Below are 13,623 nucleotides of genomic sequence, written 5' to 3' on the forward strand. Positions count from 1 at the left end.
TGTTCCCAAATTGATCGGATTGGATTATTGCTTTAAATGTAACAGGTCTCCACTCTGTATCTTTCTATCTCAGAAATTCGCCTTAATTGTACTGTCTTTGAACTCACCGCTACCTTCATAACTAACTTTCAAGCTGTCTGTGACATACTCAAGACTGGCTCAGTGATCGTTAAGTTTTCGACTAAACTATCAGATCCTTTATTGCGCGTTTTGGTTGTATAAACAATCGTGCCGCCTACTTCGCATTTCTCTTTGTCTTTTTCGGCGTTCATCATGAATTTTTCCCACTCAAGTTTCGGTGCATCTGGCTCATCTATATTGTCACCATCAACGAAGACAATATTTTTAATATCTTTGCCCGCTTGACCTGCTTTGACTTTCACCAGAAATTCAAGTGTATGCCACTTTGTATCTTTAATATCGCCAAATTGTCCAACAATTTTACCATCAACCATATGACCTTTTTCATCATCTTTCGCATCCGTAACAGATTCGCCATCTATTCGCAAGCTGCCTGCTCCCTGTAAAAAATAGGGCTAGTCCCGGCAACATCAGCATTTTTCACCATCTAATGTAGTTGTGCCTGGTACATACGAAGTACCCTCCGGCAAATCATCAAACACTTTCATCATAGTCGATGCTAAAGTTCCGGTGCTTGTTACCTTCAACGTGTAGGTGATAGTATCACCCGGAAAAACCGTATTAATCTACATACTAATTCATATCAGCCCCTCTTTTTAATCAATAGATGATAAAACTTGAAGTAAGCCCTCTATTTTGAATAGAGTGAAACGAATAAACATGTAATCCAAATGCGCCTTGGCGTATTTGCGCCCAGATTTTATCGAGCTTAAGCTCGATAAATTTCCTCTGAAAATCTGTGGCATCCGCCGGAGGCTTTAACTTTATTCAGCCAGGGTTTAAACCCCCACTGAACGGAGTACCAATAGGCATTCATCTCACCACTTACAGTAGTGGGAGACTTCTGCTGAATGAAGTTAAATCCTTTAGAAAAAGTTCTACATATTTCGTCATAAACCAGTACAATTCACCTATTTACCCCACTTTTCCAGCAATTGTAACNCCTTTAGAAAAAGTTCTACATATTTCGTCATAAACCAGTACAATTCACCTATTTACCCCACTTTTCCAGCAATTGTAACAAGCTTCTCTATTCAACTTCTTTTCAAATCTATACAATTTCTATACAAGTTTCTGAGCAATAATACCTTCGCTCTATGCCAATCATCCTATAAAAAAATATCCTTACCTCTTTGAATGAAAGGTAAGGATATACAGTGATTTAAAGCTATTGAAATTAAAAATGCGATTACGAATTAAAATAGTCAGAAGGAACTAATGAAAGAATGTTAAATCGTTCCAAACAAATCAGGACTCAGTCTAAAGTCATTTTTTCAATTGGTATTCGTCCCGCACTAAAGGAGAATCTTGCTCAAGCAGCAGATACTTGCACAAAAGCCCGGAAAGTCAGAGATCGACTTTCCGGGCTTCCGAGACTAACTAATATTTTGAGAAGACATCTTCCACAATGTAATACGATTGTTTCAATCGCTCTTTTGACGCAGGTTCATTCCAACTTTTCCAGGTGTATCCTTCCATTTCCTTCAGAACTTTGTTTTCAATGGATGGGAATGAATCCTGTACGTTTCCTTCCGCATCAAAGTATAAGGCTCCTATATAAATTTGATCGACAAATGTACTTGCTTCCATCCCATCTTTATAGAAGTCTCCTGTGAATTCTTTTTGACTCGGATCTTTTGACTGGATGAGAAGCCATGGGATTCTCATCTCAATGATTCCCTCGTCATTTATATAGTAGTCTGCCAATGAATCGTACTCATCGGAAGCTGGATTGCCGTTCCCTTCCCTTAGTTTTCCGGTTTCATATGAACTAAACGGGATTGTCTTTTTTCGATCAGGGAGATAATACTCTTTATTCAGCGCATATTTAATTAATGAAAATTCGCCACTGTTCTTGGAAGGAGGCTCCCCATCGGTTTCTATCAGCTTCAACGTATGCACGTATTGATAGGTGAAAAAGTCGTAATATGCATCCACCTTGATCCGAGATTCCTTTTTACTGAGATCGACAATAAAATCAACCCCATTTGAAAAGCGGACATCATCGTTTCCTTTGATAAACGTATTTCCCTGTTTCGGCACGACATCAAACAAAATGAGGGGATCTCCCTTGCTATTCTTGTCATGATCCAGCCGGACGTATAAATATCGTTCATCATGATCCACATATAATGCTTTCAAGTTTCCTTTATCTTTCTTATAAAGCGCCTCTTTCTTCCACTCATCTACTTTTCCGTCCACTTGGATTTTATGGCGGTCAAAACTGAGCAAGCCAAATTGTTCTTCGTTGGTTTGGGCATTCGACCAAAATGGGCGCCTGTCCGGATTATCATAGTCCATCGTATTCCAAGTCCGCTTGAACCATTCATCCTGCCATGTAAAAATAAGCCCACCCAACAGCTTTTCTTCCATGATATCCTCAAACAAGTGTCGAATGATTTCCCCTTGCTGCTTCTCAGATAAAAATCCCTGATTCCACCCAAACGGATTTTCATGCGTTAATCCCCGTGAACTTGGCACACCAAATTCTGCCACTAAAATGGGGAGCCGATGAGCATCGTGCAGTTCTGCCAAATACCCAGCGTAGTTATTGTTTTTTCCGCGATGATCTACATACGTTTGATACTTTTCGTCATAGTTTAAGAAATCAGGATAGTAAGGATATACATGATAGGAAGCGAATTGATCTGTCAGCTTTGTTTCATTTTTTGTATAAATAACATTTGGATCGACACTGACGATATCCTCCTGGCCGGTAGAGTCGGAAGGGTGCTCCAAGATATCCGTCGTCACCCAATTCGTGAAGCTCATCGGCCGCATCCAATGATAATGCTCCGCTTCGTACTTGGTGATGAAATCCATTTGCTGTGCAAGCCAGTATTCGAATGCTTCAGCATTTTTTGTTTCGAAATATTTTCCATCATAGTCGCCCATGTCAGGGTATTTTTCATTCGTGTTTTCCACCATGAAAGGATACCATTCGATTCCCAATACCCAGCCAATAACATATTCCGATATATCCGCCCGGTATGCTCCAGATGCATGCCCTGCCTTCTGTTCAACTATTTTATTTCCATGAATGACATCGACAATAGTTTTCATCTCTTTCTGAAAATCCTTCAGATTTTCCTTTTCAAAAGCATCCAATGATTCTCCTAGTTTTTCTTCATTAATCCAAACACCATGCAGGACATATATTTTTTCTTCGTGTTGATCATTGTAACGTTTCAGCGCATTATAAAAACCAGGAGGATGCAGGGTGTATATACGAATCGTATTGGCGTTCATTTTTCCAATCTGCTCGAACCACCTGTAATATTCCTCTTCGGTTATGGCAGCTTCACCAGGGAATGTACCTGGTTTCCCCATTCCAATATTGACACCTTTAATAGTCAGCGGGGTCCACTTGCCATCTTTCATCACCTCAAAAACATCCTCTTTAATTCTTGCATTATATTGAAGCTTACTGGAACGGGTCTTTTTTTCCATTTTCGGTGACTCCTCAAACTGTTCTAGAATGGATGTCATCATTGGAAGATATGTCGACCAATAAAAAGCCTGATCGGAAAACTTTTGAGCCACCTTATATATTTGCTTTAGGCCTTTCATTTGGTAGAAGCGGGGGACATCCGTTACATCATTGAAATCACCCGCAAAATAGTAGCTCGAAGATTGTCCATGTTCACTTTTTGCGACGGCTGCAAATTCAGCGGGAATCCCATTTTGTTCAAGTATTTTACTTCCTTCATCCGTGAGTCCCCATTCATAATTCGCAAGCACCGTCGTACCTTCCTTCGGCGTCACAATATCAAACCAATATTGATAGTCAGGGCTATCTTTAAGCCCAAACTGTTTCTTTCCCTCCGGTGTGAATGAAAGGCTGATACCATCTTTTTGTAAATGCTTTTCTTTCTCCAATACGATGACTTGATAATCCAGATCATTGACCAAAATAACCCCTGATCCGCTGTAGGTCCATGAATCCTTAAATTCATCCAGTATCCATTGAGGAATTTCTTCATTTTTACGCGGATCCAATTCATCAAAATACCGCCCAGTCCAGCCTGACCAATCGATCCCCAAATAATCGGTGACACTTTTTCTGACTGATTCACTTGTTGGCGAAGCGAATGTATTAAACTCGGCAACCAACAGACTTTTCTTTTTCTTATTTAACCGGTCCGTAATCGCCTTCCACTCTTCTTTCTCAAGTCCACCATATACTTTTCCCGACCGGGAGCCTTCTCTGGACTTTTCAATCCACGGCAGATCTTCTTCGTAAACTCCATATGTATCCGCCAAATAAATAACATCATACTTATCATAATCATCGGGAAGCTGGCGAATTTGGTAGCTTTCTTTTTTATGGTCCGGCTGGAATCCAAAATAATTGCTCGCTGGTTCCGATATATTCTCGTTCTCATCACTAATTTTCAAATGTTTTAAAAGCCATGTAATTCCGAGATGCTCTCGATATGTTTCATTTGGAACAGTTTTATCAATAATCGCTACTCGAAGCCCTTTTCCAGGCTCTATCAACCAAAGAATAATAGGCAATGCTAGAGCGATGATGAAAATCAGTCCGGCTATATATATGCGTTTCATTCTGAAATTCCTTTCTTCGAGAGACCCACCCTTTTCATTTGTCCCCAGTCTTCTTTTCTGCGTAAAAAGTGGATAAACCCTTCAAATCTCCAAATGAGTGTCAGAGGTTTATACCAGAATACTTCTGTCAAAGACATGATCATCAGTCGAAATACATCTTTCAATTTAGGATAGGTATTCATACTCCACGCCTCAAGCAAAATGGAGGCTACAGAAAAGACTGTGCCATACAAAATAAAAAGTAAAATAAGCAATAAAGCAAATTCGTAGTAAATATCTCCCAAAAAGAAAGCTATGAGAACATATACATATCCGCCTAATTCAATGATAGGTCCCAGACCTTCGATCAGCCAAAAATACGGAAACGAAATCAGGCCAATTCCACCGTATTTTGGATTGAATGTCATTTTTTTATGTCTCCATAGACTTTGTACCAGACCTTGCTGCCATCTTCTTCTTTGCTTTCTTAATACAGACAGGGTTTGAGGGGCTTCTGTCCAGCACACTGGTTCAGGTACAAACTCGATCCGCTTCTTCTCTTTTTTTTCTTTGATCAGCCGATGTAGCCTGACAACTAGCTCCATATCCTCGCCAACAGTGTTTGTACTGTATCCTCCTGCCTCAATAACCCATTTTTTCGAGAACACGCTAAATGCTCCAGAAATAATAAGGACCAGATTAAATTTACTTAATGCAATTCTCCCCATTAGGAAAGCTCTTAAATATTCCACTATTTGCATAACGACTAAAGCATTTTTCGATAAGTCCGACTGAAAAACGGCTCCTAACTGAATATCAAGTCCATTGGCGATTCGAATATTCCCGCCAGCCGCAATCACATCCCCATTAGACTTCATGATTGGTTTCATCACACTTAAAAGTGAACTTTCCTCAAGAATCGAATCACCATCAATGGAGCAAAAATACGGGAACCGCGAAGCGTTGATTCCAACATTAAGAGCATCCGCTTTTCCACCGTTCTCTTTCTCAATCAACAATAAATTCGGATGAATTTCCGACCGATAGATTTGTTTAATGGGCTTTGTTGGAACCTGTTCCAATATGTCCATTTGAACGGGGATCATGCGAAATTTCTCGATAGCCAACTGCTGGGTATGATCAGTTGACCCATCATTAACAATAATGAGTTCTGTCTGTGGATAACGGAGATTCAACAGCGAATGAATACTGTCGATAATACCGGCTTCTTCGTTATAAACTGGAATAATGATGGAGACAGGCTTCCAATGCATGGCATGGACGTAATCCTCCGCAAATTCACTTTTATCTATCAAGTACTGTTTTCTTAAATGAATGAGCGCCAATACCAGCATAGTACTGTAAACAAGAATGACGGCTGCCATATAAATAAAAATCAGTCCGCCAAAAAATGTGATTAATCCTTCAAGTACAACTCTCATATGTCTTGCAATCCTCACTCAACATCGTTTCGGGGATTGACCTTTCATCTCCTTATTTTTCGATTGCTAGGGCTGCTTGAGTACGGACAAGCCATGATTCATCCTTCAGCAGCTTTTCTAAATAGGAGAGCGAACCTTTCAACGGCACATTTTGCAGTAACTTTGCTGCCATTAGGCGTTCTTCCCAAATATCTGAAGTGACAAATGGAATATATCGATCCAAATTCACAATAATACCAATTTCATGCAACGCTTTTAAAGACCGAATTCGAATTTCAGCATCGCTATGATCCAATTGGGCTTCAAGAAAAGGTATGGAATCCATATTTCTTATCATTCCAATCGTATCAATCATGGAATATTGACAAGCGGGCGGCAATTGATCAAAACAGGTCATCAATCGCTCGCGGGTGTTGGGGTCGATTCCTGTTAAAAGCTTTTTATACTCAAATTCGGATAATTTCATAGTATTTGCAATTTTTTCTATGAATAAATCAGGTTCAAACATCGAATATATTTTCAGTAATTGAAAGTTCTCTTCATGGGTCAGTTTCTTTTTTTCCATCTCCCGATATTTATCGACCAGGCGATATAATTGGAAGTCGGCAACCCGATACAAAGCATTCATTCTTCGGCTCCATTTCCTGCTGTCAAGGAGCCTTTGATAATGGTCCATTAGGTACCGATTGGAAAAATCTCTGATTTTGTCTTGAATCTCAGTACTGGAAATGTTTTTCAAATAGACAAGAAAGATCTTTTCAATCCCTTCGATTTCGTGCTTATGTTTAGGGATCAGCTCATCTGAGAAGGGCTCCTCACCCTTGAAATACCGATACCATTTATGCTGTTTCTCCTCTATGTATCTATCTATTTTTTGTAGCCGGGATACTTCTTTCATCCGTTCAGATGTCAAATAGAGCCAAAAACCCAGGAGCAAAACCGAAAGAAAAACGATCACCCATACTAAAATGTCGAAGAGGATGTCCATCATGACCAGAACCTCTCAAACACCCTTTTAATCTGTGCCTCAAAAAGCCGCAGGCTAAAAGGTTTAACCAGATATTGGTCAACGCCACTTTCATAAGCGTAGACCATATCTTCCTCCGAATTCCTTTGGGTCATCATAAACACGATAAATTTTTTATTATTAGGCAAGTGGCGAACTGTATGTAAAACCTCCAGTCCATTTTTCCTTGGCAAGATATCGTTCATAATCATAACGTGTGGATGACTCGATAAGTACCAATTGGAATTAAGAAAGTCATACCCGTCTTGAAATGTTCTAATTTCCAGTTGGAATCCATCTATTTTTAAATCTTCCAGTGATGTTTGGATGACATTTCGCAAAATATCATTTTCTTCTAAAATACTCACCTTGATATGTACCAAATTCTTCTTTTTAAAATCTTTCACATATTCGATATGCCCAGCACCGGATTGCAAGGCAACATCCAAAGATGTTCGTCCTTTTTCAACGACCTTTTCGAATTCTGCATAGCTATTTCCAATCTCCACGACACTTGCCGAGAAAGAGAAGTCCTCCCGAAAGCTTTCATTAGAAAATAACCGATTGAGAAATGCACATGCTTCCTCTTCGCCGCTTTGGGACAAGATTAAGCACCATTGAAAAGGAGCTTCCAATTTACATAGTACATCGCTTAGTCGAATTTTTTTTTCCAAAAATACCGTAACCTCTTCTTCCTTCTGCTCTCGTATATCAGAAACAGATAAAAAGATGACGGAAATCGCCGTTCTCGTACGGTCAATACCTGATTTTAACACCTGGAAAAAACGATTCATGTATTTTTCTTCAATTATATGTTCATGGGGGATAGACGAAGTATCCATATATTTCATCCTTACCTGATTATTTTGCTTTTCTTAGAGCTTTATTCATTTTCCTCGTTTGGTACACATCGCTTGAACAGTGATTCACAAACACATCTGTTCATTACTCTCCAAAACATTTGAAAACAATTATTTTCCTTGTTTGGCGAAGAAAGTAGGACATTTGATTCATATTGTTTATCCAATACTTTTTTCCCACTTCATTATACCATATAGCGCCCTGATGACTTTTAATGTGAGTTTCATCCCAAACTTTTTAAATTTTACATGATAAATCTGCACATTTTCTGTACGAAAAATATTCCTCTCCGAAAATCGGAGAGGAATAGAGAATCTGATTTTTAGCACCGCTCTGTGTTAATATTCGCCCTCACTTTTTCTATCGCTCCCGCCCGCCATTTTTTTACTGCCGAGAGTGAGACCTTCTCCTTTTCTGCAATCTCCCTTACAGACATCCCAAAATAAAACGTATAGATAACCCACTGCTTCTGTTTGTTGGTAAGGCCATCACAATATGAGAGTAAGGTAGCAAGCTGCAACGGTTCCTCCTCATGCTCATCCTTTTTCATCTCCCAAAAGACCTCGTCTGGGTAGACATTCACTTCCTCTGCCTTCAACTGCCTCGTCAACTCCGTCATCATTCGGCCCTTCATATAGGAATAAGCAAATGTGCTAAACTTCCCTTTTTCCGGATCAAATCTCTCCTGCGCTTCCCATAACGCAATGAGGGCGATTTGAAAAAACTCCTCTTCATTTTTGTAAATGTTTAGCGAATGAATAATGTGATAAATCATTGGTCTGTACTGATTAGCCAATTCGGTGAAACCTTCCATTCAGGAATCCTTCCTGGAAGCGCGCTCCCCGTTTTATTCCCGGGTACTTTCACATTAATCGGAAGCGCCGACTCAGGCTAATCACTGTTTTGGCAAAAATTCAATTTTCCACAGTCAAAACCCTTTGAAAGTCTCCTACTTTTAATTTTTCTCCTATGGAAAACTCAATTTTCTTATGAAATTTTTAAAAAATTACCTTCCATCTGTAAAAAATTGTAAATTGCGACTTTTATCATTGGATTATACTAATAGACTAAGATTGAATTCTATTAAAATGGGTGCATCTATCGGGGGAGCATAGAAAGATTTGTATGTATGACAAAAGCCTCAATTTCTCATATATAAAAATCTTCTTCAAAAGGTTTAACGATGTAAAATGTAGAATTACTATTAAAACATATTGTTAGGAGGGGAGCTATGCATAGCTTATCAGGGAAGGTTATTCTCATCACAGGCGCGAGCTCAGGTATTGGGCTTGCCACGGCCGAGTTGATGGCATCTAAAGGGGCTAAAGTAATTATTAATTATAATTCAAATGTGAAGGGTGCCATGGAAGCCATCCAACGTATTCAAGAAAAAGATGGAGACGCCATTGCAATTCAAGCTGATGTTATTAATAAAGAAGAAGTGAACTCAATGATTGAACAAGCTATTTCTTCATTTGGCACAATTGACGTTTTAGTTAATAACGCTGGTGGTGGCATCCGCCAAAGTACATTTATGGATATGAGTGAAGAGCTATGGGAAGAAACGTTCAAATTAAATGTAAACAGTGTTCTCTTATGCTCCCAAGCTGTATTAAGACATATGATTCCTAAAAAAGGTGGAAAAATTATTAATGTATCTTCAGCGGCTGCACGTATTGGAGGGGCAGGAGAAAGTATTCATTACGCATCTGCTAAAGGGGCGATAAATACAATGACGATTGGAATGTCCAGAGAGCTAATTGAATATGGAATTATCGTGAATGGGGTAGCACCTGGAATGGTAGAAACACCTTTTCACGATAAATTTGCTCCTGGCGATAATCGACTTAAGCGCATGGCCTCATCTGTACCTATTAAACGGGCTGCAACACCTATGGAAATAGCAGAGGTAATTGCCTTCCTTTCCTCCGAAGCTTCAAATTATATCCTAGGAGAAATTTTGAATGTTAGTGGTGGGAGATAAGGAAATGGGAAATTTTACCGGAAAATTTTTAATTCGTAATGCAGATGACTATTATATCTTCTATCCTTTACGTTTTTCGTATAATACATTTTATTGAACTAACGGGTGCTTCGTATTTATAAGGTCAACCAGTTTATTTTACTGATTGACCTTATTTTTATAGGAATTAATATATCAAATGGGAACGCCGTATGCTGGGAAACTCGTTACGTACGGTGTGAAGTGGGGGAAAAGCCGGAGATAACATCAAAGGCTTACCTTTCACTATAATAAGAGACAGCAATCGCTGACTCTTTCTGAAATATACTGTTCAGCAAGAATCAGTCTTTGGACAAGTTCTTGCTTTGATAGTTTCATATACTTCCTATGAAGGTTGTCAAGATTACGGTCGGGTTTGAGCGTTCGGAAATTAACGTCCAGATTCAAGCTGTTTGGTTTAATTCCTTTGCTATTTTCTTTTGTTTAAAGGTTTTACTATGTTGTTTGTAATATTCATACAACTCTTCATTTAACCGTATTGCATTTTCCTGAATCCCTTTACCTTCGGTATCGACTTCTTTAGACTATTGAGCAACATTGGCAAAAGTGACAGTGATGCCTTTTTTTATTAAACGATCATTATTAAGTTTCAATAAATCAGATTCAATAACTCTCCAACCTCCTTTATCGCTATTTCTATAAGCGTTTGGGAATTTACCTGACCGTATCCAACGTTTAATAGTTTCTTCGTGTTTACCTAAATTGCCTCCAAACAGAATGTACGCTTCGGGAATGTACGATCTATTTTACTGCAACGTTCAATTACCGGAAATATTTACATCTGTAGGGTTATTATGGTAGTCAACGAGGTCATTTAGAAGTCTAACAAACAAAAAAGTACACCACTATATATAAGTGATGTACTAATTATTTAATGTAATGTGTGACATTAAAGACAACCTCTTGATATTACTGTTTTATAACACATTCAATTGCCTTTAATTTTACAGAGTAGGGCTGCTTTTTTCGGGAACATCACGGTCGTAATTCAGATCATATTTTTCCAATCTAAGAAGTCGTTGAGTAATAGAGCATACACGCTTAACTTCTGACCATACATCCCGGATCTTCGGACTGTGGCATTCCGCCCCAGATTAGAGCACTTCTACCTAAACAGTTCCTTTGGAACCGCCACTCTGACAGTAACAAGCTGGTTCACGATTTGGCTAATCTTCAGATCGCAAAGCATACTCAACAGACGGTATGCCTCCCCAAATTCCAGCGAAAGCTCCCGCTGCAAATGATCGACCACGATTCTGGCCCCACGCCGGATAGCGGCCTCCAAGGTCTCAGCTGATGAAATAAACATAAAGGCATCTTTCGTTTCAACAACCGGGGCGATAAGCTGAGAATCTTCCTTTTTGGTCACCTTCAGCTTTATCTTTCCACCAATTTCAACTCCGGTCCCATCCATTTCCCCGTCCCCCATGGAGGCGTGCAGATCGCCTAAAGCGAACAATCCGCCATCTTGGAAAACTGGAAAATAGATTTTGCTTCCAATTCCGATGTCTTTTGTATCCATGTTTCCACCATGGTCGCCAGGCACCGCACAGTGAACAGAGCCCTCACTTGGAGCAACGCCAATGACTCCAATCATCGGTGTCGCCGGGAAAACCAGCCCATCGCCAAACAAAATCTGTCCGTCTTTTACCGGAATGATTTTTGTCGTAGATTTATCCACCAAATCACCCAACACGCCGAGCCCATCTGACATCACCATCACGCCGGACTGCTCCAGCTCAATATCCAAAATCTCAATGGCAAGAACATCCCCAGCTTTCAATTCATTCACATAAAACGGTCCCGTCGCCAGGTTCATAACAGACAAATCAATATCCGGCCGCAATACACTTTCATCCGTAATCTGTCCGCCGTAGCAATCATGGGTTTCGATTATCACCGTCTCACCAAGCTCAATCGTATGAACCGGTTTCATATTAGCTGAGAAGTGAGTGATTGTTTTTTCTTTGCGAAAAATGCGCATCCGCCTGTTTACCAGCCTTTCGGAAGTACGTTAAAGACGCCAAGTAGTGTGTAAACTCCCGCTCCTGTATATAACACAATAATCAATGTTTGAATGACAGGATGTGCCAATTTCCCACAGGTCCACTCCGGCTCCCTTTCATTAATTTTCCGGGATTTATTCAACATCATGACTGGCACAATCGCCATCATGATTCCTGCGAAAGCACCCGCGATTGACAAGGCGTCGACGAATCCGACAAATCCACTGTAAGCAAGAAGAAACGGAGGTACCGCTACAATTGCTAATGCAATAGCACGATATTTTTTATTTGTTTCTGAAGGAAATTTAAAACGGTCAATAATATTTGTAAAATAGCTTTGTCCCAAAGCCCAGAAGGATGTCAGCATGGCCAATAATGCAAATCCGTTTGCTGTAAAAAACGCCCAGCTTCCCAACGCATCTGCCCATGCGATTGTAACAACTTCCGTTACTTTTTCAGGTCCTGTTAATCCCAATGCCGCCATCGGAACCAGTGCCAATAAAACTCCGGTAATCAGCATGCCAATAGAAATTGCTCTTGGCAAGTTCTTAATATCTTCTTTTGAGTATCCGCGAGATAATTCAGGAACAATGTATTGAGCCAAAAAGGAAAATACAGTCAAACTAAATACCGGAATCGCAAACTTCGGATTATAAAAAGTAAGATAATCTACTTTCAATCCCGGTCCTATGATGGATGCCACAACTAATAGAACAACCAAAAACAGCATGCCGAACGTAATAAATTTTTCAGCTACTCCAGCAGCCTTCAATCCAAGCCAAATGACTCCAACCGCTGGGATAAAAAATAAAAAACTCCCCAGCATATTCGGTATACCGAATAACTCTGCCAAAATTTGACCGCTTCCAGAAGTATAAGCGACCAATGCCCCTAAAGCATTTACAGCCACCGACAAAAAGATAAGCCATGACCCTAAATTTCCAACGTATTTTTCAGCCAAACCACTTAGTTGAAGGGTTTTATTCGTCCTAAGCGTCGTTTCTGCTACATATAACATAGAAATCGTTGTAAGCACTCCGGCGACAACGACCCAGAATACCAATACAGGCCATCCGGCATTTTTGGCACCATAGGCCAAACTTAAAACTCCCGCTCCAATATTGGCCCCTACAATTAAGGCAATCCCTTCCAGCAGGGTCAATTTTGTTCGCGTTAAAGCCGAACTTCCATTAGAATCTGACACTAATAACCTCTCCTTGTTTCCATGATCAAAAAAAAATACATAAAAAAAAGTATAACAAAACACAAAAACAGAGACCGTTTTCAATGACTGAAAGAGAATTTTCCATGCCTTAACCAGCATTTTACCCTATGAACCACTATCTTATATTTCCTATGTCTATAAAAAATAATCAAATGCGCTTGGCGTATTTGCGCCCAGATTTTATCGAGCTCCGCTCGATAAATTTCCTCTGAAAATCTGTGGCATCCGCCGGAGGCTTTGACTTTATTCAGCCGGGGTTTGAACCCCCACTGAATGGAATATCAATATGCATTCATCTCACCACTTACAGAAGTGAGAGACTTCTGCTGAATGAAGTTAAATCTCTATATCCATTTACCCCCCCCCTTGATTTT

The 13,623-nt window shown here is 39.8% G+C and carries 10 protein-coding genes and 1 pseudogene; 1 reads left to right on the plus strand and 10 read right to left on the minus strand.

Going from position 1 to position 13,623, the window contains the following annotated elements; translation table 11 throughout:
* Positions 1 to 128 precede the first annotated feature (128 nt).
* The 7 genes from D5F11_RS18895 to D5F11_RS18925 form a co-directional block, all read right to left on the minus strand.
* A complete protein-coding gene (locus tag D5F11_RS18895) occupies positions 129 to 509 on the minus strand; it encodes a hypothetical protein (RefSeq protein WP_120115632.1) in 381 nt (126 codons plus the stop codon).
* 42 nt (positions 510 to 551) lie between these two features.
* Positions 552 to 707 (minus strand): DUF11 domain-containing protein, encoded by a 156-nt coding sequence (locus D5F11_RS28205; protein WP_120115631.1) that lies wholly within the window; start codon positions 705 to 707, stop codon positions 552 to 554.
* An 814-nt stretch (positions 708 to 1,521) separates the two neighbouring features.
* Positions 1,522 to 4,707, minus strand: coding sequence for a hypothetical protein (locus D5F11_RS18905; RefSeq protein WP_120115630.1), 3,186 nt, complete (start codon positions 4,705 to 4,707; stop codon positions 1,522 to 1,524).
* Positions 4,704 to 6,128, minus strand: coding sequence for a glycosyltransferase family 2 protein (locus D5F11_RS18910; RefSeq protein ID WP_120115664.1), 1,425 nt, complete (start codon positions 6,126 to 6,128; stop codon positions 4,704 to 4,706). The genes D5F11_RS18905 and D5F11_RS18910 overlap by 4 nt, the downstream gene beginning before the upstream one ends.
* Positions 6,129 to 6,180: 52 nt before the next feature.
* Positions 6,181 to 7,119, minus strand: a complete 939-nt coding sequence (locus D5F11_RS18915) for a HEAT repeat domain-containing protein (RefSeq protein ID WP_120115629.1) — start codon at positions 7,117 to 7,119, stop codon at positions 6,181 to 6,183.
* Positions 7,116 to 7,976 (minus strand): response regulator transcription factor, encoded by an 861-nt coding sequence (locus tag D5F11_RS18920; protein WP_185830788.1) that lies wholly within the window; start codon positions 7,974 to 7,976, stop codon positions 7,116 to 7,118. The genes D5F11_RS18915 and D5F11_RS18920 overlap by 4 nt, the downstream gene beginning before the upstream one ends.
* Positions 7,977 to 8,317: 341 nt before the next feature.
* Positions 8,318 to 8,809: a sigma-70 family RNA polymerase sigma factor gene (locus tag D5F11_RS18925; protein WP_120115627.1), complete on the minus strand. Its 492-nt coding sequence runs from the start codon at positions 8,807 to 8,809 to the stop codon at positions 8,318 to 8,320.
* 417 nt (positions 8,810 to 9,226) lie between these two features.
* Between D5F11_RS18925 and D5F11_RS18930 the strand changes: the two genes are divergently transcribed.
* Positions 9,227 to 9,979, plus strand: a complete 753-nt coding sequence (locus D5F11_RS18930) for an SDR family NAD(P)-dependent oxidoreductase (protein ID WP_120115626.1) — start codon at positions 9,227 to 9,229, stop codon at positions 9,977 to 9,979.
* A 264-nt stretch (positions 9,980 to 10,243) separates the two neighbouring features.
* Here D5F11_RS18930 and D5F11_RS27545 read toward each other — a convergent pair.
* The 3 genes and pseudogenes from D5F11_RS27545 to D5F11_RS18945 form a co-directional block, all read right to left on the minus strand.
* Positions 10,244 to 10,752 (minus strand): annotated as a pseudogene (locus tag D5F11_RS27545) (helix-turn-helix domain-containing protein).
* A 371-nt stretch (positions 10,753 to 11,123) separates the two neighbouring features.
* Positions 11,124 to 12,002, minus strand: coding sequence for an acetamidase/formamidase family protein (locus D5F11_RS18940; RefSeq protein ID WP_120115625.1), 879 nt, complete (start codon positions 12,000 to 12,002; stop codon positions 11,124 to 11,126).
* A gap of 8 nt (positions 12,003 to 12,010) precedes the next feature.
* Positions 12,011 to 13,228, minus strand: coding sequence for an aromatic amino acid transport family protein (locus D5F11_RS18945; protein ID WP_120115624.1), 1,218 nt, complete (start codon positions 13,226 to 13,228; stop codon positions 12,011 to 12,013).
* Positions 13,229 to 13,623: the final 395 nt, after the last annotated feature.

Source organism: Siminovitchia terrae (assembly GCF_003605405.2).
GTDB lineage: Bacteria > Bacillota > Bacilli > Bacillales > Bacillaceae_C > Siminovitchia > Siminovitchia terrae.